This is a genomic window from Streptomyces sp. NPDC051020 (assembly GCF_040683105.1).
In the GTDB taxonomy this organism is placed as follows: domain Bacteria; phylum Actinomycetota; class Actinomycetes; order Streptomycetales; family Streptomycetaceae; genus Streptomyces.
In genome coordinates, this window is sequence record NZ_JBFBCG010000025.1 from 65,916 (window position 1) to 86,872 (window position 20,957).

A 20,957-nucleotide genomic window follows, 5' to 3' on the forward strand; every position below is an offset into this window, starting at 1 on the left:
GTACACAGGGGTAGACCCCACCGCCGTCCGAAACTCATCGCTCCTCCCCCGCCTGGGGCCTTTCGTCGGGAACAGGCCGGACCAGACCCCGCGAGCCCGGCATGATCCACACGCGAGGCCCTACATCGGCAGGGCCCGCACCCACACCCCGTCAGCCGTGAGATACCGGTCGACGGTCAGTCCCGCTGCCTCCAGATGCCCCTCGAACTGTTCCTTCGTCAGCTGACGCGAAAGAAAGGTCTGGGTCCATCGCGCATCGTCGAAGACGTACTCCGCGCGCACCGCACACACCTCGTCGCCGACGGGGTCCGCCGAGACGATCCGTACGGTGCAGCCGGACGCGTCGACACGCTCCCGCGGCAGATCGGTGTGGTAGTCGATGCCCTCACGCTGCAGCAGCACGACGCCACCCTCCCTGACGTGCCGTCGGCAGACGCGCAGCATTCCGTCGCGCACCCGGTGTTCGCTCGCATGCACCAGGAACGACGCCAGCATCACCACGTCGAAGGTCTCGTCGCCGAGGTCGAGCGACTCGATCGGGCTCTGCACCGTACGCGCGCCCCGTACGTGTTCCAGCATCTCCGGCGACTCGTCCACGGCCGTGACCTCGAAGCCGCGCTCGACCAGGGCATGGGTCACGCGGCCCGCCCCACAGCCGAGTTCGAGAATGCTCGCACCGGCGGGTACCGCCCCCGCGATCACATCCGGTTCGCCACCGGCGGAGAGCCGTCTGTACAGCTCGACCGCGCAACCGTCCGGAGTGATCGAGCCGGGTCCCGTCCCTGAATATCCCTCACGCACCCGTTGTCCGCTCATATGCAGCTGAACGAACGGCCGTTGGGCGTGGTTCCCGGCACGCGGCGCGTTCCCGCGCCGGGCTCCTCGCCGCCCGGTGTCCGTCAGCACACCGGATAGCGCTCCTGCGGCCACGCCACCGCCTGCTCGAACTCCAGGCACAGATCATCCGCCAGCTCGGCGATCACGGCCCGTCCCTCCGTCAGCACGAGCCAGGAGGAAGGGAGTTGCACGTCACCGTGATGAGCGCCGAGCAGATTGCCGCAGACCGACCCGGTGGAATCGCTGTCGCCCGAGTGGTTGACGGAGAGCAACAGCGACTCCGCCACCTCGTCGGCGCCGGGCAGCACCAGGGCGCAGTACACGGCGATGGCGAGGGCCTCCTCCGCCACCCAGCCCGCCCCCAGCGACTCCACCTTCTCGGCGGTCGGCGCCCCCTGCGCGGCCAGGTCGACGGCCGCGCGCAGCACCGCCGTAGTCTCCTCGTGCCCCGGGTGGCGGGCCAGCAGCTCCATGGCGCGCAGCACGGCGCCCGCCATCGAGTCGCCCTCCAGCAGATGGGCGATGATCGCGGCGAGGGCCCCGGCGGCGAACGCACCGGTCGGATGCCCATGGGTGATCTGGGCACAGCGGGCGGCGAGCGCGAAGCCGGTCGCCGCTCCCTCGCCGATCAGGCCGAAGGGCGCGGACCGCATCACCGTGCCGCACCCCTTGGACCCGGTGTTGACCGGACCCGGCAGGCCGATCGGGCCCGTCGGGTCGGGAATGTGGCCGGCCGCGAGTCCGGTGAGGCAGGCGTTGCCGGGTGCCCGGCGGGCGTACAGGAAGCGCTGCTGCCGTAGCCACCCGGTCCGTACGAGGTCGTCCCCGCCGCGGGCGGGCGGCGCCGGATGGTTCTGGGTGTCGAGCCAGCGCAGATAGGCGTTGCGGACCATCGCGGTCTCGGCGCCGCCCATCCCCTTCGACATGGCCCGGGAGTGCGCCCTGATCAGCCCTTCCGCGGTGAACAGGGTCATCTGCGTGTCGTCGGTGACCCGGCCGACGACCCCGTCCCCGTCCGCGACAGGTTCCCGGACCCCCTGTTCCCCGTACGCCCGGCGGATACCGGCGAGCGACAGGAATTCCACCGGATTCCCCAGGGCGTCCCCGATCGCACCGCCGAGCAGCGACCCGCGGACCCGGGCCCGGCGGGTGGCGCTGTTCCCCCATGGTGTGCCGTTCACGGACGGTCCCCCACATTCTGTCGTCGTCGTTACTCAAAACCGCCGGCGCGGGTCCATCCTGGGAGGAGAGGCGATCACCATGCGTACCGGTAACGAACCGATGACCGCACGTAGTCCGCTGCGCCTGCGACTGTGCCTGAGTCTATGGGGCATGGCCTGGGCGCTCTTCGGCCTGACAGCCTTCAGCCTGGTCGACCGCCCGGGTTGGGCCGCGGCCTGCGGTCTGCTCCTGCTGCTGACGCTGGTGGATCTGGCAGTGATCGTCCACCACATCCACCAGGGCCCGCACTACCAGCCGGGCCGCAACATCCCCCCGTACGAACCGGACCACGGTGGACGCGGCCGGTACGGGCACTGACCTCCGGGTCCCGGCGCGGGGCTCCGTCATCAGGGACAGGAATCAGGGACAGGTCCGTAGGGGCAGACATCGACGCCGCACAGCCCCGGCCCGCGCACAGGCACGCCGGCGTCACCGCCCCGCAGGACCGCATCGGGCCCCGATCAGGGCCGCGGAGGGCCCGTCCTGAGAGCCGTGATCCTCATGGACGGGACCGTGGCGTCAGCCGTCCGTGTCGAAGCGGGCCGCTCGCAGATACTCCGGGTTCGGGTCGAGTGCGGCGGCCAGCCGGAAGTGACGCACGGCCTGTTCCGAACGGCCGGAGCGCTGGAAGGTACGGGCCAGCGCGAAGTGCGCGAACGCGTTGTCCGGTTCGCGCTCCAGAACGAGTTCGAATTCCAGCTCGGCCGGGCGCAGTTGGGCGGCGGCGAAGAAGGCGCGTGCGCGCAGCAGACGGGCGGCCGTGTTCTCCGGATGGGCCGCGATCACCGAGTCCAGGAGCTTGACCGCGCCCCGCGGGTCGCGCGCGGCCAGCAGGCGTTCGGCCGCGCGGAAGTCGATGACATGGGTTTCCGGGGTCCTCTCGGGCACGGTCGCATCCTTCCCTTCGTCAACCCGTTTCCAACGTCCGGCCGGGTGCCGGTATTCCGGTCGGTGGACCGGCCCGAGGCGGCCCGCCGTGTCAGTCCCGTCCGGAGACGGCCGCGGCCCGCTGCGTCAGTTCCGCCCAGACCTTGCGGACCTGTGGCTCCAGCGCCTCCAGCGGTCCGTCGTTGTCGACGATCAGATCGGCGACGGCCCGTCGCTGCTCGCGGGTGGCCTGCGCGGCCATCCGGGCGCGGGCCTCGGCCTCCGTCATGCCGCGCAGCCGCACGAGCCGGTCAAGCTGGGTCCCGGGGGCGGCGTCCACGACGACGACCAGGTCGTAGAGCGGGGCAAGTCCGTTCTCGGCGAGGAGGGGGACGTCGTGGACGACGACGGAGTCGGGGCCCGCCTCCCGCTCCAGTTCGGCTGAGCGGGCGCGGACCAGCGGGTGGACGATCGCGTTGAGCGTGGCGAGCCGGTCGGCGTCGGAGAAGACGATGGAGCCGAGCTTCGGCCGGTCCAGGGTGCCGTCGGCGGTGAGGATGCCATCGCCGAAGGCCTCGACGACGGCCGCGAGTCCGGAGGTTCCGGGCTCGACGACCTCGCGCGCGATCCGGTCGGCGTCGATCAGTACCGCTCCGTACGAGACGAGCAGTCGTGACACTTCGCTCTTGCCGGCGCCGATTCCGCCGGTCAGGCCCACTTTCAGCATGGTCGAGAGAGTAGCGCCGCCTCCGGGCGCCGTCATGGCCCGGTCACGCCGTCCGGGCCGGCGGTCAGCCGTCGCCCTCCCGCTCGGCGAGGAACCGTTCGAATTCGAGGCCGATCTCGTCGGCGGACGGCAGGTCGACCGGTTCCGCGACCAGGTTGCCGCGCGTCTCGGAGCCCGCGAGCGCGTCGTACTGGTGCTCAAGCCCCTCGACGAGCGAGACGAGCTCCTCGTCTCCCTGGTCGATCTGGCGGTCGATCTCCGTCTGCGTGCGGTGGGCCTCCGTGCGCAGGGAGTGCGCGACGGCCGGCAGAACCAGGCCGGTCGCGGCCGTGATCGCCTCCAGTGCGGTGAGCGCGGCGTCCGGGTAGGCGGAGCGGGCGACGTAGTGCGGCACATGGGCGGCGACGCCGAGGACGTCGTGTCCGGCCTCCATCAGCCGGTACTCCACCAGTGCCTCGGCGGAGCCGGGGACCTGTGCCTCGTCGAAGGGGCTGCGGTGGCCGGGCATCAGGTCCGTGCGGTTGCCGTGCGGCGTGATGCCGACCGGCCGGGTGTGCGGGACACCCATCGGGATGCCGTGGAAGTTGACCGCGAGACGCACCCCCAGCCGCTCGACGATCTGCTCGACGGCGGAGGCGAACCTCTCCCACTCCACGTCCGGCTCGGGCCCGGAGAGCAGCAGGAAGGGCGCCCCGGTGGCGTCCTGGACCACCCGGACGTCCAGCGTCGGGGTCTCGTACGCCGCCCAGCGGTCACGCCGGAAGGTCAGCAGCGGGCGCCGTGCGCGGTAGTCGACGAGCCGGTCGTGGTCGAAGCGGGCCACGACCTGGTGCGGCAGTGTCTCGAGGAGGCCGTCCACGATCTGCTCGCCGGTCTCACCCGCGTCGATGTACCCCTCGAAGTGGTAGAGCATGACCAGGCCGGCCGACTCCTGGGCGAGCGCCATGTCGACGACGGCCAGGCCCTTCGGCTCCCATTCGTACAAACTCTGCGGATCAGGCACGGTTACCGCTCCTCCTCGTATTCCTGGGGAAGAACGCCCGGCGGGACACAGGCATTCCCGGTCTGTGCCCTTTCACAGGGTGGTTACGCCAGAACGCGCGTGTGCGGTGCGGTGACCGCCATCCGCCCGGCCGCGGAAACGAGTGAGGCCCGCTCCCCGAAGGGAGCGGGCCTCACCGTCAACTACTGCAGCCGATGACCGGCCGGAGGGTCAGAGCGTCAGCTCTGGCCGCCCGCCAGCTTCTCGCGCAGGGCAGCCAGGGCCTCGTCCGACGCCAGGGCGCCGGAGTTGTCCGCGGACTCCGAGGAGTACGAGCCGCCGGCGCCGGAGGCAGCCGGGGCGCCACCGGCCGGGGCAGCAGCACCCTCGGCAGCAGCGGCCTCGTCGGCCTCGCGGGACTTGATGACCTGGGCGCGGTGCTGCTCGAAGCGCTCCTGCGCCTCGGCGTACTGCGTCTCCCACGCCTCGCGCTGGGTCTCGTAGCCCTCGAGCCAGTCGTTGGTCTCGGGGTCGAAGCCCTCGGGGTAGATGTAGTTGCCCTGGTCGTCGTAGGACGCGGCCATGCCGTACAGGGTCGGGTCGAACTCGACCGAGGCGGCGTCGGCGCCGAACGCCTCGTTGGCCTGCTTCAGCGAGAGGCTGATGCGACGGCGCTCGAGGTCGATGTCGATGACCTTGACGAAGATCTCGTCGTTGACCTGGACGACCTGCTCCGGGATCTCCACGTGGCGCTCGGCCAGCTCGGAGATGTGGACCAGACCCTCGATGCCCTCGTCGACGCGCACGAACGCACCGAACGGAACGAGCTTCGTGACCTTACCGGGAACGACCTGCCCGATCTGGTGCGTACGGGCGAACTGCTGCCACGGGTCTTCCTGCGTCGCCTTGAGCGACAGCGAGACGCGCTCGCGGTCCATGTCGACGTCGAGAACCTCGACGGTGACTTCCTGGCCGACCTCGACAACCTCGGAGGGGTGGTCGATGTGCTTCCAGGACAGCTCGGAGACGTGCACGAGACCGTCGACGCCACCGAGGTCCACGAAGGCACCGAAGTTGACGATCGAGGAGACGACGCCGGAGCGGACCTGACCCTTCTGCAGGGTCGTGAGGAAGGTCTGACGGACCTCGCTCTGGGTCTGCTCGAGCCAGGCACGGCGGGACAGGACCACGTTGTTGCGGTTCTTGTCCAGCTCGATGATCTTGGCCTCGAGCTCCTTGCCCACGTAGGGCTGGAGGTCGCGGACACGACGCATCTCGACGAGCGACGCCGGGAGGAAGCCGCGGAGGCCGATGTCGAGGATGAGACCACCCTTGACGACCTCGATGACGGTACCGGTGACGATGCCGTCCTCTTCCTTGATCTTCTCGATGGTGCCCCAGGCACGCTCGTACTGAGCGCGCTTCTTCGAGAGGATCAGGCGGCCTTCCTTGTCCTCCTTCTGGAGAACCAGGGCCTCGATCTCGTCGCCGACCTTGACGACCTCGTTCGGGTCGACGTCGTGCTTGATCGAGAGCTCGCGGCTCGGGATGACACCTTCGGTCTTGTAACCGATGTCGAGGAGAACCTCGTCCCGGTCAACCTTGACGATGACACCGTCAACGATGTCGCCGTCGTTGAAGTACTTGATCGTCTCGTCGATCGCCGCGAGGAACGCGTCCGCGTCGCCGATGTCGTTGACCGCAACCTGCGGAGTGGTGGCGGTGGTCTCGGTGCTGCTCGTCATGTGGGAAAGGGCTCCGGTACGGACAGTGAGTCGTAGGTACTGCTACGCCGAGAGCCCGTATCGCCTCTGCAGAAGCCGGACAGCCGAGGAAGCGCCCGACCCGGCGAGCGGGAGGCACCTCGTGAACCGAGGGGACATGCAACAGACGCAAGCGCGGCCTGCTAGGTCTGAGGCGCGCAGGCTCGCAGCGCAACTTGTAGCATACGGGGGCAGCCGGGCAGGGTCAATGCGCGAAGGCGCACACGGGGGGCACAAGGGCCCATACCCGGCACAATTCCTGTTCCCCGAGGCCACATCGGTCCCGGCCGTGTTGCGTGAGTACGGTTCCGTACTCAGGGGTACCCCCAGGTACGTACCGCGTGCGGCGGGGTGAAGGCAAACTACAACGACGGACACGATGAGCCAAGAGATCTACACCACCGAACCGGAAGCGACCCGCCGCAGCGCCGGCGAAGCGGAGAGCAGCCGGGCAAGTCGCGGCTGGTGGGACCGGAACGCCGACGAGTACCAGAGCGACCACGGCGCCTTTCTCGGCGACGACCGTTTCGTCTGGGGCCCGGAGGGCCTCGACGAGGCCGAGGCCGGCCTGCTCGGCCCCGCGGAGTCGCTGAGCGGCCTGGACATCCTGGAGATCGGGGCGGGCGCGGCGCAGTGCTCGCGCTGGCTGGCCGCCCAGGGTGCCCGTGCCGTCGCCCTCGACCTCTCCCACCGCCAGCTCCAGCACGCGCTGCGGATCGGCGACGAGGTGCCCCTGGTGGAGGCGGACGCCGGGAAGCTGCCGTTCCGGGACGGCTCCTTCGACCTGGCCTGCTCCGCCTATGGCGCGGTGCCGTTCGTCGCCGACCCCGTGCAGGTCTTCCGCGAGGTGCACCGGGTGCTGCGCCCGGGGGGCCGCTGGGTCTTCTCGGTGACGCATCCGATCCGCTGGGCGTTCCCGGACGAGCCCGGGCCCGAGGGCCTGTCCGTCGCGGCCTCCTATTTCGACCGCACCCCGTACGTCGAGCAGGACGAGCAGGGCAACGCCGTGTACGTCGAGCACCACCGGACCGTGGGCGACCGGGTGCGGGACGTGGTGGCCGGCGGGTTCCGTCTGGTCGACCTGGTCGAGCCGGAGTGGCCCGCCTGGAACCACCAGGAGTGGGGCGGCTGGTCCCCGCTGCGCGGAAACCTGATCCCGGGCACGGCGATCTTCGTCTGCGTACGGGACTGAGCTCCAGCCGGCACGGCTGAGCCCCGGTCGTGCGCGACCGGCCGCTCCCGCCGTAGGGGCCCGCGCACCCGTCGTACGACACTGGGGGCGTGATCCGTACCGACGCCCTCGACCGGCTGCCCGTCCGTACCGCCGTGCCCGCGCTCCGGCAGGCGCTCGACGACCGGGGTGTCGCGGTGCTCTGCGCACCGCCCGGCACCGGCAAGACGACGCTGGTCCCGCTGGTCGTCGCCGGCCTGGTCGGCGACGGCCCCGCGCGCCGCGTGGTGGTCGCCGAACCGCGCCGGATCGCGGCCCGCGCGGCGGCGCGGCGCATGGCGTGGCTCCTCGGGGAGCGGACCGGGGAGCGGGTGGGGTTCACGGTCCGCGGGGAGCGTGTGGTGGGGCGCGACACGGTGGTGGAGGTGGTGACCACCGGTGTGCTCCTGCAACGGCTCCAGCGCGACCAGGAGCTCGCCGGGGTCGATGCGGTGATCATCGACGAGTGTCATGAACGGCATCTGGACGCGGACACGGTCGCCGCCTTCCTCCTCGACGTACGGGAGGCGATCCGGCCCGATCTGCGGCTGGTCGCCGCGTCGGCGACGACGGACGCGCAGGGGTGGGCGCGGCTGCTCGGCGATGCGCCGGTGGTCGAGGCGCAGGGCGTGTCGCACCCGGTGGAGGTGGTGTGGGCGCCGCCGGTGAGGCCGGTCGGGCCGCCGCACGGGATGCGGGTCGACCCGGCGCTGCTGACGCATGTCGCCTCGGTGGTGCGCCGGGCGCTCGCCGAGCGGGTCGGCGACGTGCTCTGCTTCCTGCCCGGGGTCGGGGAGATCGGCCGGGTGTCGGGACAGCTGGCGGGGGTGCCCGCGGAGGTGCTGCAGGTGCACGGGCGGGCACCGGCGGCGGTGCAGGACGCGGTGCTGGCGGGCTCGTCCGAGGGGCGCCGGGTGGTGCTGGCGACCTCCGTCGCGGAGTCGTCGCTGACGGTGCCGGGGGTGCGGATCGTCGTCGACTCGGGCCTGGCCAGGGAGCCGCGTACCGATCATGCCCGCGGACTGAGCGCGCTGACGACCGTGCGGGCCTCGCAAGCCACCGGGAGGCAGCGGGCGGGCCGGGCGGGGCGTGAGGCGCCGGGCGCGGTGTACCGGTGCTGGGAACAGGCGGAGGACGGGCGGCTCGCCCGGTTCCCGTCACCGGAGATCAAGGTGGCCGATCTGGCGGCGTTCGCGCTGCAGGCGGCCTGCTGGGGCGATCCGGACGCGTCGGGGCTGGCGCTGCTCGACCCGCCGCCCGCCGGTGCGATGGCGGCGGCCCGCGAGGTCCTGACGGCCGTCGGCGCGGTGGACGCGGCCGGCCGGGTGACCGACCGGGGCGTACGGATGTCACGGCTCGGCCTGCATCCCCGGCTCGCCCGCGCGCTGCTGGACGGCGCGGCCGAGGTGGGCGGGCGCCGGGCGGCGGAGGTGGTGGCGCTGCTGAGCGAGGAGCCGCCGCGGGAGTACGGGGACGACCTGGCGGTGGCGCTGCGTACCGCCCGGCGGGGCGGCTGCGGCTACGCGGCACGCTGGCGGCAGGAGGTACGGCGGCTGTCGTCGTCCCTGGAAGGCGCCCGCGACGGTTCCGGCACGGGTTCCGGCACGGATGATTCCGCCGTCGGCCTGGTGGCCGCGCTGGCGTTCCCGGAGCGAGTGGCGCGGGCCCGCGGCGAAGGAACGTTCCTGATGGCGTCGGGGACGGGCGCGGAGCTGCGGGACGGATCGCGGCTGCGCAGCGCACCCTGGCTGGCCGTCGCGGTCGCTGACCGCCCGGCGCACGCGGCGTCCGCACGGGTGCGGCTCGCAGCCGTCATCGACGAGGACTCGGCGCGGCAGGCCGCCGGGCATCTGCGGTTCGCGGGCGAGGAGGTCAGGTGGGACGGCCAGGACGTGGTGGCCCGCTCCGTGGAACGCCTGGGCGCTGTCGAACTGTCCGTGCGCGCGCTGAAGCAGCCGGACCCCGCGCTGGTGCGGGCAGCGCTCGTCGACGGGTTGCGGCGCGAGGGGCTGGGCCTGCTGCGCTGGACCCGGGAGACCGAGCAGCTGCGCGAGCGGCTCACCTTCCTGCACCGGGAGCTGGGGGTCCCGTGGCCCGATGTGTCGGACGTCGCGCTGCTGTCGCGTACCGAGGAATGGCTGGAGCCCGAGCTGTCACGGGCCCGCCGCCGCTCGGACCTGGCCGGCATCGACGCCGGGCAGGCGTTGCGGCGGCTCCTGCCGTGGGCCACGGGCGAGGCGGCCCGGCTGGACGAACTGGCGCCCGAGCGAATCGAGGTGCCGAGCGGGTCCCGGATCCGGGTCGAGTACGGCGGGGCGCAGCCCGTGCTCGCGGTGAAGCTCCAGGAGCTGTTCGGTCTCACCGAGACACCGGAGGTGGCCGGGGTGCCGGTCCTCGTGCACCTGCTCTCCCCCGCCGGCCGCCCGGCGGCGGTCACCGCCGATCTGGCATCGTTCTGGCAGGACGGCTACCGGGCGGTGCGGGCGGAGCTGCGCGGCCGCTATCCGAAGCATCCGTGGCCGGAGGACCCGACGACGGTCGCGGCGACCCGGCACACCTCGGCGCGGCTCAGGCGGGAGTAGGCGCCGGATCCGGGGCGGGTGCGGTCGCCGCCTCCGGCTCCCGGCCGCCCAGCCGCCGGGACCGTGCCTCCAGCCACAGCGCGAGCGCCAGCAGCCCGGCGGCAAGGATCAGGAAACCCCGGGGCAGGTACGAGGTGAGCAGCAGGATCAGCACACGCTGGGACGAGACCAGTGCGACAGTGGACTCGACGTAGTCCTCGCGTATCTTCACGTGTCCGGCGAACACGGTGACCGTGTCCTCGGGCATTCCCATCGCCTTCGCGTTGCGCAGCTCCTCCTTGTGGATCTCCTCGCCGTTGACGGGCGCGCCGGTGACCGGGTCGACCCAGAACATCCGCTTGGTGGTGTACCAGCGGGTCATGCCCGTCTTGGCGACCTGCGCGGCGGTCACGCCCTCGATCGGCATCTTCTTCGGCATCGGAACCTTGGTCCACGGGATCGTCTGCTCGAAGTAGTAGACGTCCATGCCGCGAAACGTCCGGGTGCCCCGATAGTGGATCGGCGAGCTGGTGCGGGTCTGGGCGTCGAAGTACTCGTAGTCACGTTTCTCGGTGAGGAACGGCCATTTGAACTCGATGCCCTCGCGCTCGACGGGGTCGCCGTCGACGCTCTCGCCGGTGGCGTGGACGGGGGCCTGGCTGTGCGCGTCGAAGATGTAGCGCTCGGGGATCTGCGAGACCGTCGCGCCGTTCGGGCCGACCACGTAGCTGAGGGTGTCCCAGACGACGACGTCGCGGCCGGCGCTGCGCTCGATCTTCTCGGACTCCTCCACATTGCCTTTGAGGGTCTGCACGATGGTGACCTTGGGGACCTCCTTGACCTTCATCCCGTCGCTGTAGTCGAGGAGCGTGGCGGGCTTCGCCTCCAGAACCATCTCCTGGTACTGGCCGGGCGGGATCTTCGCCAGCCGCGGGAAGGCGTACCAACGCAGCAGTGGCGACAGCGCGGCGAAGAAGACGGCGAAGGCCAGGAGTACGAGTCCGGCTCGGCGGCGCATGGCGCCCTCCCTCTACTTCTTGGGTCCGGGGACGGTGGTCAGCAGGGGTTTGGGCGAGGTCTCGCCGGGTGGTGCGCCGATCGCGGTGACCGTGAACACAAGGGCGAGGGCCGCGGCCAGCCCGATGGCGGCGGCGATGACGGCACGCATGCTCGGCCTCCTGGAGAGCGCAGACCTGACAGGTCGTCAGGATTGCGGCACCGTAGCAACGGAGACGCGAGATGAGAACACGTGAGACCGACCGGCAATGGGGGGGTGGGTGAAGGAGCGGGGCTGGGGTGCGTGCATCGCAAGGCGGAGGATTGAGCCATGGCGAATGGGGCCTCCCCTGCTCGAGCCAAGCCGAGAGCTCGGGGAACATGGTGAGGGACGACAACGCCGCGAGGTGCGTGCCCCAGCCCCGGGACGCCGCCCCCCAAGTGCCGGCCGGACTGAAGCAGCCCCGGTGCCGGGTGGTGGCACAGGGGCTGCTTGAGGACGCGGTACGGCTCCGGGGTTGCCGTCAGGCGGCGGGCGCCTCGACGTCGAGCTCGATGACGACGGTGGCGCCGCCCTCGGTGGTCAGGCGGAGCCTGTACGTGCCCGCGGTGTCGTCGGCGTAGATCTTCGGGAGCCTCAGCGTACCGTCGGCGCCGGTCTTCAGGTCCGTCAGGCTGCGGACCGGGTTGCCGCCCGCGTCCTTGAAGTACGGGCCCTTGTCGTTCTCCACCGGCGTGCCCCCGTCGGTGATCATCGTCGCGGTGACGGCGACCCCGGACGCGACCGCACCCCGGTACGTCGCCTTGACCGCGACGGTGTCGGCGAACTCGGCTCCGGGGGCGGCGGTCAGTGCCTTGCCGTCGGTCCTGGCGATCGCGTCGGCCTGCCGGGCCGTCACGGTCGCCGTGTACGGGACGGCCGGCAGCGAACGTCCGGTGGCGATGGCCCGGACCGTGAACCGGCCCGTCTTCTCGCCCGCTTGCAGCACCGGAGCCGTCACCGTGCCATCGGCACCCGTGGCCAGGGTGACCGAGGTCTTCCCGCCCTCGAAGCGGGCGTCGGTGTCACCGGAGATGGTGAAGGTGACGGACACCTTGGCGAGTGGGCCACCCAGAGTGTTCTTCGCCCGCACCTTGATCCGTTCGGCGAACGCGTCGCCCGCGGTGGCGGTCAGCTTGCCGGTTCCCGCGTTCTCCACGGCGTCGAGGGTCTGCGCCGGTGTCGGCTCGGGACTCGGCTCGGGGCTCGTCGAACCGCCGCCCGGCTTCGAAGGCTTCGAAGGCCTCGGGTCCGGCTTTTGGCTCGGGGGCGGCGACGGCGACGTGCCGGGGTTCGGGCTCGGGTCCGTGCCACCGTCGAGGGGCGGCGGGACGACGCCGCTGCCGTCGGGGACCTCGTGCGTGCCGCGCCTGTAGTAGTCGAACCAGGAACGGACCGTACGAAGGTATTCGTTCGAGTGGTTGTAGCTGAGGACCGCCCGGTCGAGATCAGCCGCCACCGCCAGGTCGCGCGACCCGGCGCAGAGATAGTGCCCGGCGGCGAGCGCCGCGTCGTAGATGTTGTTGGGGTCCTTGCGGCCGTCGCCGTTGCCGTCCTGGCCCCACGTCGCCCACGTCGACGGGATGAACTGCATCGGGCCGACCGCGCGGTCGTGCGTCGAATCCCCGTCGTACACCCCGTTGTCGGTGTCCTTGATCATGGCGAAGCCCTGACCGTTGAGGACCGGACCGAGAATCGGGGAGAACGTGGTGCCGTTCGCATCGACCCGGCCGCCGCGGGCCTGGCCGGACTCGACCTTCCCGATCGCGGCGAGGAGCTGCCACGGCAGCCGGCAGGCCGCGTCGGTGCCCGCGAGAGACCGCTCGGCCTTCTTGTACGCGGCCAGAACCGAAGCCGGTATGCCCGATTGCGCACTACCGATGATCGGCAGATTCGTCGACGTACCGGGCTTGTTGGGGCTGACCAGCGGAGGCAGGTCCGTGTAGTACGGCGAGTTGCCGCTGGCCGCGGGGTCGTCGGACGGTGTGGAACCGGCGGCCGGCTGGTCACCACCGGTGTCGGCGCCGGCCGATGCGAGTACCGCACCGGGGCCTTGCGAGGCGGCGAGCGCCGCCACAGCAACTGCGGCCACCGCAGTGGTGGTCGCCCCTCGGCGCAGTCGGCGGCCGAATTGCGCTGCCATACGTCTGATCCCTCCCCGTCGACGGCTGCCCGCGCTCCCCAGCGCAAGGACTCAGGCGACCCTACGGCAACTTGTGCCGCTCGAACACAGTGACCTGACCGCTTCTTACCGGTATTTCACGTTGCATACCGCAAGTTGTACGACGGGCGTCGCCTGTGCATCGCCAGAACACCGGATCAGCGCCGACGTGCTCACCCATACTTGCCGCCATGCCGTTCACCCTGAGCCATGCCGCCGCCGTCCTCCCGGTGATCCGCCGGAACGGCACCGGGCGCGGACCGCTCGTCGCCTCGGCGCTCGTCGCCGGTTCGTTCGCCCCCGACATGACGTACTACGCGGACACGGCAATCCCGGGCGCGATGGAGTTCGGAGCGGTCACCCACGCGGTATGGGGTGTGTTCACGGTGGATGTCCTGATCACCGCGGCCGTGGTGGCCCTGTGGCTGCTGCTGCGCGAACCACTGGTGGCACTGCTCCCGCAGCCCTGGCAGGGGCGCGTGTACACCTTCGTGCGGGGAGAGCGGCGCGGCCCGTGGGGGGTGCCCGACGGCGCGTGGTTCGTCCTGTCGGCGGTCCTCGGGGCGGGCAGCCATGTGGTGTGGGACGCGTTCACCCATCACGACCGGTGGGGCACCCGGCTGGTGCCGGTGCTGGGCGAGAGCATCGGCGGCTTTCCGGTGTTCCAGTACGTGCAGTACGGCAGTTCGGCCGTTGCGCTGACCGTCCTCACCTGGTTCACCGTGTCGGGGCTGCGGCGGACCGGGGCCCGCCCCGCCCCGCCGCCCCTACCCGCCCTCGACCACCGGGACCGGTGGTACGCGGGCACCCTGCTGAGCCTCTGCGTGCTGCTCGGCATCGTCCACCGGTGCGCCCGCTGGTACGCGTCCTTCGGGCACATCGACACACCACTGGACATCATCCCGACCGCCTGCTTCGGCGCCGGAGCCGGCCTCGCCGTCGGACTGGTGCTGTACGGGGTGTGGATCCGCCTCCGCGAACGGAGACGAAACCGACCGCCCACCGGGGCCGCGGATCCCGGCCGCCGGACGGACCTCGTATCGAGCCCGCCCGGCGTGTGAGCTCCTCTGAGCACCGTACGACCGCCGGGACCACCCCGCTCACGTCAGTGCGCGGCGGACTCCCAGTCCGCACCCACACCGACCGACACATCCAGCGGGGCACGCAGCTGCACCGCCGTCGACATCTCGTGGCGCAGGATCTCCTCCACCTTCTTCCGCTCGCCCTTGGCGATCTCCAGCACGATTTCGTCGTGGACCTGGAGCAGCATCCGGGACTTCAACTGCGCCTCGGTGAGCGCCCGGTCGACCTGAAGCATGGCGACCTTGACGATGTCCGCCGCCGTCCCCTGGATCGGTGCGTTCAACGCCATCCGCTCAGCCGTCTCGCGGCGCTGCCGGTTGTCGCTGTTCAGGTCCGGGAGGTAGCGGCGACGGCCGAAGACCGTCTCCGTGTAGCCGGTGGCCCGGGCCTCCTCCACCACCCGGTGCAGATAGTCACGGACCCCGCCGAACCGCTCGAAGTACGTGTCCATCAGACCGCGCGCCTCGCCCGCCTCGATGTTCAGCTGCTGCGACAGACCGAACGCGGAGAGCCCGTACGCGAGCCCGTAACTCATCGCCTTGATCTTGCGGCGCATCTCCGCGTCGACAGCGGACTTGTCGACACCGAAAACCTGCGAGGCCACCGTGGTGTGCAGGTCCTCACCGGACGTGAACGCCTCGATCAGGCCCGCGTCCTCCGACAAGTGGGCCATCACCCGCAGTTCGATCTGGCTGTAGTCCGCCGTCATCAGCGTCTCGAACCCGTCACCGACGACGAAACCGCGCCGGATCGCCCGGCCCTCGTCCGTGCGGACCGGAATGTTCTGCAGATTGGGGTCGGTCGACGAGAGCCGACCGGTCGCCGCGACCGTCTGGTTGAACGTCGTGTGAATGCGGCCGTCCGCCGCGATCGTCTTGACCAGGCCCTCGACCGTCACCCTCAGCTTCGCCTGCTCGCGATGGCGCAGCATGATGATCGGCAGCTCGTGCTCCGTCTGCACCGCCAGCCACGCCAGCGCATCCGCGTCCGTCGTGTAACCCGTCTTCGTCTTCTTCGTCTTCGGCAGCCCCAGCTCACCGAAGAGAACCTCCTGAAGCTGCTTGGGCGACCCGAGGTTGAACTCACGGCCCACCGCGGCGTGCGCCTCCTTCACCGCCTGCTGCACCGCGCCGGCGAACTGCTGCTCCATGCCTTCCAGGTGCTCCCGGTCCGCTGCGATGCCGTGCCGCTCCAGGCGGGCCAGCAGCGCGGACGTCGGCAGCTCCATGTCGTGCAGCAGCTCGGCGGCGCCGACCTCCTGCAGCCGCACGGTGAACGCCTCGCCCAGATCAAGGACCGCACGGGCCTGCGCCATCAGCGCCTCGGCCTCCGCCCGGTCGTCCGCACCGAACGCCAGCTGCCCGTCGGACGCCGCCGCGGGGGCCAGCTCCCGGCCCAGATACTCCACCGACAAGGCGTCCAGCGCGAAGGACCGCCGGCCGGGCTTGACCAGATACGCGGCCAGCGCCGTGTCCATCGTCACGCCGTCGACCCGCCAGCCGTGCTCCGGGAAGACCCGCATCGCACTCTTCGCGTTGTGCATGACCTTCGGCCGCCCGGCATCCGCGATCCAGGCGGCGAACGCCCGCTCGTCCGCCTCGTCGAGCTGCGCCGGGTCGAACCACGCCGCCGCCCCGTCCCCCGCGGCCAGCGCGATCTCCGTGACACTGCCGGTGCCCAGCGCCCACGTGTCCACCGAGGCGACACCCAGCGGCTGCCCGCCGTGCTCGGCCAGCCACGGCGCCAGCTCACCGGCACCCAGCACCGCACCGTCCAGCTCGACGCCCGCGGCAGGCGCCGGGGCCTCGGCCTCCGCAGCCCCCGGGTCCACGGCCAGCAGCCGCTCCCGCAGGCTCGGGTTACGGATCTCCAGCACATCCAGCACACCCGTGACCGCCGACCGGTCGTACGGCGCACGCTCCAGATCCTGCGGAGCCTTCGACAGCTCCACATCCCGGACCATCTCGGTCAGCCGCCGGTTCAGCTTCACGGACTCCAGATGGTCCCGGAAATTCTGCCCGGCCTTCCCCTTGACCTCGTCGGCGCGCGCGACCAGCTCGTCGAACGAACCGAACTGATTGATCCACTTCGCGGCCGTCTTCTCACCGACCCCCGGAATACCCGGCAGATTGTCCGACGGGTCCCCGCGCAGCGCCGCGAAGTCCGGGTACTGCTGCGGCGACAGCCCGTACTTCTCCTCGACCTTCGCCGGGGTGAACCGCGTCAGCTCCGACACACCCTTCGTCGGGTACAGCACCGTGACGTTGTCCGTGATCAACTGGAACGAATCCCGGTCACCGGTGACGATCAGCACCTCGAACCCGGCCGCCTCCGCCTGCGTCGCCAGCGTGGCGATCACATCGTCCGCCTCGAAACCGTCGACCGCGAAACGATCGGCATGCATCGCGTCCAGCAGCTCACCGATCAGCTCGACCTGCCCCCTGAACTCGTCCGGCGTCTTCGAACGGGTCGCCTTGTACTCCGGGAACTCCTGCGACCGCCACGTCTTGCGCGAGACGTCGAAAGCCACCGCGAAATGCGTGGGCGCCTCGTCACGCAGCGTGTTCGCCAGCATCGACGCGAAGCCGTACACCGCGTTCGTCGGCTGCCCCGCCCCTGTCGTGAAATTCTCCGCAGGCAGCGCAAAGAACGCCCGGTACGCCAGGGAGTGCCCGTCCATCAGGAGCAGGCGCGGTCGGTTGTCTGCCGTCTTCTTCGATGCCGTCTCAGCCACGCCCCCGATCCTGCCACGGACCACCGACAATCCGGACCGCACACCACTCGCCCGGCACCCGTCCCGCGCCGCGTGACACGATCGCCGGAGACAGAAGAACACGGAAACACACGAAGCGACACCGCGCAGGTTCGCAGCTGGCTCGAAGGGGAGCAGACATGGCCACCAAGCCGCCCACCGGTGACCCGGTCCAGGACGCACCGCACGTCGAACCGGCCCAGCACGCCGCCGCCGGACTGCCCGCCGTCGCCCACAGCCTGCGCATCGCCCAACAGCAGATGGGCATCCGCCGCACTGCCCGGACCCTCCTCAAGGTCAACCAGAAGGACGGCTTCGACTGCCCCGGCTGCGCCTGGCCCGAGGGCGACAAACGGCACACCGCCGAGTTCTGCGAGAACGGCGCCAAGGCCGTCGCCGAAGAAGCCACCCTGCGCCGCGTCACCCCCGACTTCTTCGCCGCCCACCCCGTGGCCGACCTGGCCACCCGCAGCGGCTACTGGCTCGGCCAGCAGGGCCGCATCACCCAGCCGATGTACCTGCCCGAAGGCGCCGACCGGTACGAGGCAGTGACCTGGGAGCACGCCTTCGAGATCATCGCCGGGGAACTGCGCGCCCTCGGCTCCCCCGACGAAGCGCTCTTCTACACCTCCGGCCGCACCAGCAACGAGGCCGCGTTCCTGCTCCAGCTGTTCGCCCGCGAATTCGGCACCAACAACCTGCCGGACTGCTCCAACATGTGCCACGAGTCCTCCGGCTCCGCCCTCACGGAGACCATCGGCATCGGCAAGGGCAGCGTCTCCCTCGAGGACCTCCACCAGGCCGACCTGATCATCGTCGCCGGACAGAACCCCGGCACCAACCACCCCCGGATGCTCTCCGCCCTGGAGAAGGCCACATCCGCAGGCGCCAGGATCATCTCGGTGAACCCACTGCCCGAAGCCGGCCTGGAACGGTTCAAGAACCCGCAGACACCCCAGGGCATGATCAAGGGCACCGCCCTCAACGACCTCTTCCTGCAGATCCGCATCGGCGGCGACCAGGCCCTCTTCCGGCTCCTCAACAAGATGATCCTGGAGACCGAAGGCGCCGTCGACGACACCTTCGTACGCGAACACACCCACGGGTACGAGGAATTCGCCGCCGCCGCCCGCGCCGCCGACTGGGACGAGACCCTCACCGCCACCGGCCTCGACCGCGCCACCATCGAGCAGGCCCTCACCATGATCCTCGCCTCGAAGCGCACCATCGTCTGCTGGGCCATGGGCCTGACCCAGCACAAACACTCCGTCCCCACCATCCGCGAAGTCGTCAACTTCCTCCTGCTCCGCGGCAACATCGGACGGCCCGGCGCCGGAGTCTGCCCCGTCCGCGGCCACTCCAACGTCCAGGGCGACCGCACCATGGGGATCTTCGAACGCCCCGCCCCCGGATTCCTCGACGCCCTCGACAAGGAATTCGGCATCACCTCACCACGCCACCACGGCTACGACGTCGTCCGCTCCATCCAGGCCCTCCGCGACGGCGACGCCAAGATCTTCTTCGCCATGGGCGGCAACTTCGTCGCGGCCACCCCCGACACCAACGTCACCGAGGCCGCCATGCGCCGCGCCCGCCTCACCGTCCACGTATCGACCAAACTCAACCGCTCGCACGCCGTCACCGGCACCCGCGCCCTGATCCTGCCCACCCTCGGCCGCACCGACAAGGACATCCAGGCGAGCGGCAAGCAGTTCGTCAGCGTCGAGGACTCCATGAGCATGGTCCACGCCTCCCGCGGCAACCTCACCCCCGCAAGCCCCCACCTGCTCTCCGAACCCGCCATCGTCGCCCGCATGGCACGCGCCGTCCTCGGCCCCGGATCCACCACCCCCTGGGAAGATTTCGAGAAGGACTACGCCACGATCCGCGACCGCATCTCCCGCGTCGTCCCCGGCTTCGAGAACTTCAACGCCCGCATCGCCCACCCCGGCGGATTCACCCTCCCGCACGCCCCGCGCGACTCCCGCCGATTCCCCACCGCCACCGGCAAGGCCAACTTCACCGCGGCACCCGTCGAATACCCCGAACTCCCCGAAGGCAGACTGCTGTTGCAGACCCTGCGCTCCCACGACCAGTACAACACCACCATCTACGGCCTCGACGACCGCTACCGCGGCATCAAGGGCGGCCGCCGCGTCGTCCTCGTCCACCCCGCCGACGCGGCCGAACTGGGCCTGGCCGACGGCTCGTACACCGACCTGGTCAGCGAATGGAAGGACGGCGTGGAACGGCGCGCCCCCGGCTTCCGAGTGGTGCACTACCCCACCGCCCGGGGCTGCGCCGCCGCCTACTACCCGGAGACCAATGTGCTGGTACCGCTGGACGCAACCGCGGACACCAGCAACACTCCTGCGAGCAAGTCCGTGATCGTACGGTTCGAGCACCCGGACAGCTGAGGACATCACAGCCCTATAGCACGGCAGATCGCGACGGCTCTGTGCGACAGCAGCCCTCCCGACAGCACTCACCGCCGGCTGCGCCGGCAGCCCCGCCCCCGACAACCCGTCCGGACAGCAGGGCGGGGACGCCGGCAGCCGGCAGGCCACCCCCGGGGTCGTATCCGACCCCGCGGAACTCCAGAAGGGCCTCGGCCCCCTGCCGCCCGAGCTGCGCAAGGCCTACGACGGCTACTGGGCAGCCTGGATCGAGGCGAACGCCACGTCCGACCCGGACAACGCACGCCTCGGCCGCGCGGCCGGCGGCGATCTGCTGCCGCTGCTGCGTGACAGCCTCGCCCGGGCGAGGGCGGCGGGCACCGTGCAGAAGGGGACGGTGGGCCATGAGGTCCGCGGAGCCACCAGCCGGAACGGCGGCCGGGCCGTCGTCGACTGCACCGATCTCGACAACTGGCTGATCTACGACACCCGCACGGGCAAGGAGACGCTCCGAGTACTACCTGTCGAACAAGAACGCCCCACACTGCTGACGGAGAACGCCGGAATGGAAACCCTGCTCTAAGCGTTCGCTCAGGCACCTGGTAAGACGGTGCACAACGCACTGAACAACCTGAGAGACCTGACAACGATCGGAGCCGGGCCCCATGGGCGAGCAGAACACTGTGAAGTTCCCGCAAGAGGTCATCGACGAGTACGCCGCCCTCGGCGTGGACCTTCCCGCGCTGTTCTCCGCGGGGCACCTCGGCACCCGCATGGGCGTCCAGATCCTCGAGGCCTCCGCGGAGCGGGTCGTCGGCACCATGCCGGTCGAGGGAAACACCCAGCCCTACGGGCTGCTGCATGGCGGCGCCTCGGCCGTCCTCGCCGAGACGCTCGGCTCCGTCGGCTCGATGCTCCACGGCGGCTCCCAGAAGATCGCCGTGGGCGTCGACCTGAACTGCACCCATCACCGAGGGGTACGGAGCGGACTCGTCACCGGCACCGCCACCCCCGTACACCGCGGCCGTTCCACCGCCACCTACGAGATCGTCATCACCGACGAACAGGACAAGAGGGTCTGCACCGCCCGCCTCACCTGCCTGCTCCGCGACGCCCCCAAGGCTGCCGCCGCCTGACCCACCGACACCACAACACACTCCTGCCCGGCCGGATGGAAAATCCGGCCGGGCAGACCCATATCCACGCACAACAACCCGCCCACACAAGACCGTTGAACAAGCTCCACACCCAACACCCTTGACCCCACAACCCGTTGTGTGGCCCACTCGGCAGCCACACACGACCCACCGACACCACAGGGCGTGGACCACACCCCACCCGGCGTAACACTGCGTAACAAG

Annotated in this window: 17 protein-coding genes; 7 read left to right on the top strand and 10 right to left on the bottom strand. The window is 70.7% G+C overall.

Annotated features, from left to right (window positions below; genetic code table 11):
* Positions 1 to 120: 120 nt before the first annotated feature.
* Together AB0N06_RS16175 and AB0N06_RS16180 are read right to left on the bottom strand one after the other, a co-directional pair.
* A complete protein-coding gene (locus AB0N06_RS16175; RefSeq protein WP_366135315.1) occupies positions 121 to 816 on the bottom strand; it encodes a class I SAM-dependent methyltransferase in 696 nt (231 codons plus the stop codon).
* A gap of 83 nt (positions 817 to 899) precedes the next feature.
* Positions 900 to 2,018 (bottom strand): ADP-ribosylglycohydrolase family protein, encoded by a 1,119-nt coding sequence (locus AB0N06_RS16180; protein WP_366135316.1) that lies wholly within the window; start codon positions 2,016 to 2,018, stop codon positions 900 to 902.
* Positions 2,019 to 2,097: 79 nt separating this feature from the next.
* Here AB0N06_RS16180 and AB0N06_RS16185 point away from each other — a divergent pair, with 79 nt between their 5' ends.
* Positions 2,098 to 2,376 (top strand): DUF6343 family protein, encoded by a 279-nt coding sequence (locus AB0N06_RS16185; protein ID WP_326792199.1) that lies wholly within the window; start codon positions 2,098 to 2,100, stop codon positions 2,374 to 2,376.
* A 201-nt stretch (positions 2,377 to 2,577) separates the two neighbouring features.
* Here AB0N06_RS16185 and AB0N06_RS16190 read toward each other — a convergent pair whose 3' ends face one another.
* The 4 genes from AB0N06_RS16190 to rpsA form a co-directional block, all read right to left on the bottom strand.
* Positions 2,578 to 2,946: a tetratricopeptide repeat protein gene (locus AB0N06_RS16190; RefSeq protein ID WP_037691838.1), complete on the bottom strand. Its 369-nt coding sequence runs from the start codon at positions 2,944 to 2,946 to the stop codon at positions 2,578 to 2,580.
* A gap of 91 nt (positions 2,947 to 3,037) precedes the next feature.
* Complete coding sequence (gene coaE / locus AB0N06_RS16195; protein WP_366135317.1) at positions 3,038 to 3,652, bottom strand: dephospho-CoA kinase; 615 nt, start codon at positions 3,650 to 3,652, stop codon at positions 3,038 to 3,040.
* A gap of 64 nt (positions 3,653 to 3,716) precedes the next feature.
* A complete protein-coding gene (locus AB0N06_RS16200) occupies positions 3,717 to 4,655 on the bottom strand; it encodes a PAC2 family protein (protein ID WP_358860802.1) in 939 nt (312 codons plus the stop codon).
* Positions 4,656 to 4,873: 218 nt separating this feature from the next.
* Positions 4,874 to 6,379, bottom strand: coding sequence for a 30S ribosomal protein S1 (gene rpsA / locus AB0N06_RS16205; RefSeq protein ID WP_358860801.1), 1,506 nt, complete (start codon positions 6,377 to 6,379; stop codon positions 4,874 to 4,876).
* A 397-nt stretch (positions 6,380 to 6,776) separates the two neighbouring features.
* Between rpsA and AB0N06_RS16210 the strand changes: the two genes are divergently transcribed.
* Positions 6,777 to 7,589 carry a class I SAM-dependent methyltransferase gene (locus AB0N06_RS16210; protein ID WP_366135318.1) on the top strand — a complete coding sequence of 271 codons (813 nt, stop codon included), beginning with the start codon at positions 6,777 to 6,779 and terminating at the stop codon, positions 7,587 to 7,589.
* An 89-nt stretch (positions 7,590 to 7,678) separates the two neighbouring features.
* On the top strand, positions 7,679 to 10,189 hold the full coding sequence (gene hrpB / locus AB0N06_RS16215; protein ID WP_366135319.1) for an ATP-dependent helicase HrpB: 2,511 nt from the start codon (positions 7,679 to 7,681) through the stop codon (positions 10,187 to 10,189).
* On the opposite strand, the gene AB0N06_RS16220 is transcribed toward hrpB, so the two are convergent.
* The 3 genes from AB0N06_RS16220 to AB0N06_RS16230 form a co-directional block, all read right to left on the bottom strand.
* The gene (locus AB0N06_RS16220; protein ID WP_366135320.1) at positions 10,176 to 11,186 is read right to left on the bottom strand and encodes a DUF3068 domain-containing protein; all 1,011 of its coding nucleotides are present in this window, start codon (positions 11,184 to 11,186) and stop codon (positions 10,176 to 10,178) included. The genes hrpB and AB0N06_RS16220 overlap by 14 nt on opposite strands.
* Positions 11,187 to 11,198: 12 nt before the next feature.
* Positions 11,199 to 11,336: an SPW_0924 family protein gene (locus AB0N06_RS16225; protein ID WP_266986840.1), complete on the bottom strand. Its 138-nt coding sequence runs from the start codon at positions 11,334 to 11,336 to the stop codon at positions 11,199 to 11,201.
* A gap of 352 nt (positions 11,337 to 11,688) precedes the next feature.
* Positions 11,689 to 13,347, bottom strand: a complete 1,659-nt coding sequence (locus tag AB0N06_RS16230; protein WP_366135321.1) for a lytic transglycosylase domain-containing protein — start codon at positions 13,345 to 13,347, stop codon at positions 11,689 to 11,691.
* Between the two features lie 209 nt (positions 13,348 to 13,556).
* On the opposite strand from AB0N06_RS16230, the gene AB0N06_RS16235 reads away from it, so the two are divergent.
* A complete protein-coding gene (locus tag AB0N06_RS16235; protein WP_366135322.1) occupies positions 13,557 to 14,426 on the top strand; it encodes a DUF4184 family protein in 870 nt (289 codons plus the stop codon).
* Positions 14,427 to 14,470: 44 nt separating this feature from the next.
* Here the strand turns inward: AB0N06_RS16235 and polA are convergent, their stop codons facing one another.
* Positions 14,471 to 17,182 (bottom strand): DNA polymerase I, encoded by a 2,712-nt coding sequence (polA, locus tag AB0N06_RS16240; RefSeq protein WP_366135323.1) that lies wholly within the window; start codon positions 17,180 to 17,182, stop codon positions 14,471 to 14,473.
* 158 nt (positions 17,183 to 17,340) lie between these two features.
* Between polA and AB0N06_RS16245 the strand changes: the two genes are divergently transcribed.
* From AB0N06_RS16245 to AB0N06_RS16255, 3 genes are all read left to right on the top strand, one after another.
* Positions 17,341 to 19,617, top strand: coding sequence for an FdhF/YdeP family oxidoreductase (locus AB0N06_RS16245; RefSeq protein ID WP_366135324.1), 2,277 nt, complete (start codon positions 17,341 to 17,343; stop codon positions 19,615 to 19,617).
* 361 nt (positions 19,618 to 19,978) lie between these two features.
* A complete protein-coding gene (locus tag AB0N06_RS16250) occupies positions 19,979 to 20,179 on the top strand; it encodes a hypothetical protein (RefSeq protein ID WP_366135325.1) in 201 nt (66 codons plus the stop codon).
* A gap of 82 nt (positions 20,180 to 20,261) precedes the next feature.
* Entirely contained in the window at positions 20,262 to 20,732 is a 471-nt protein-coding gene (locus tag AB0N06_RS16255) for a hotdog fold thioesterase (protein WP_366135326.1), read from the top strand.
* Positions 20,733 to 20,957 lie beyond the last annotated feature (225 nt).

What these genes read in the sequence shown, in the direction of transcription:
- AB0N06_RS16175 (WP_366135315.1), bottom strand. Translation starts at nt 816, where the DNA reads ATGAGCGGACAACGGGTGCGTGAGGGATATTCAGGGACGGGACCCGGC.
- AB0N06_RS16185 (WP_326792199.1), top strand. Translation starts at nt 2,098, where the DNA reads ATGCGTACCGGTAACGAACCGATGACCGCACGTAGTCCGCTGCGCCTG.
- coaE (WP_366135317.1), bottom strand. Translation starts at nt 3,652, where the DNA reads ATGCTGAAAGTGGGCCTGACCGGCGGAATCGGCGCCGGCAAGAGCGAA.
- rpsA (WP_358860801.1), bottom strand. Translation starts at nt 6,379, where the DNA reads ATGACGAGCAGCACCGAGACCACCGCCACCACTCCGCAGGTTGCGGTC.
- AB0N06_RS16210 (WP_366135318.1), top strand. Translation starts at nt 6,777, where the DNA reads ATGAGCCAAGAGATCTACACCACCGAACCGGAAGCGACCCGCCGCAGC.
- AB0N06_RS16220 (WP_366135320.1), bottom strand. Translation starts at nt 11,186, where the DNA reads ATGCGCCGCCGAGCCGGACTCGTACTCCTGGCCTTCGCCGTCTTCTTC.
- AB0N06_RS16225 (WP_266986840.1), bottom strand. Translation starts at nt 11,336, where the DNA reads ATGCGTGCCGTCATCGCCGCCGCCATCGGGCTGGCCGCGGCCCTCGCC.
- AB0N06_RS16230 (WP_366135321.1), bottom strand. Translation starts at nt 13,347, where the DNA reads ATGGCAGCGCAATTCGGCCGCCGACTGCGCCGAGGGGCGACCACCACT.
- AB0N06_RS16235 (WP_366135322.1), top strand. Translation starts at nt 13,557, where the DNA reads ATGCCGTTCACCCTGAGCCATGCCGCCGCCGTCCTCCCGGTGATCCGC.
- AB0N06_RS16245 (WP_366135324.1), top strand. Translation starts at nt 17,341, where the DNA reads ATGGCCACCAAGCCGCCCACCGGTGACCCGGTCCAGGACGCACCGCAC.
- AB0N06_RS16255 (WP_366135326.1), top strand. Translation starts at nt 20,262, where the DNA reads ATGGGCGAGCAGAACACTGTGAAGTTCCCGCAAGAGGTCATCGACGAG.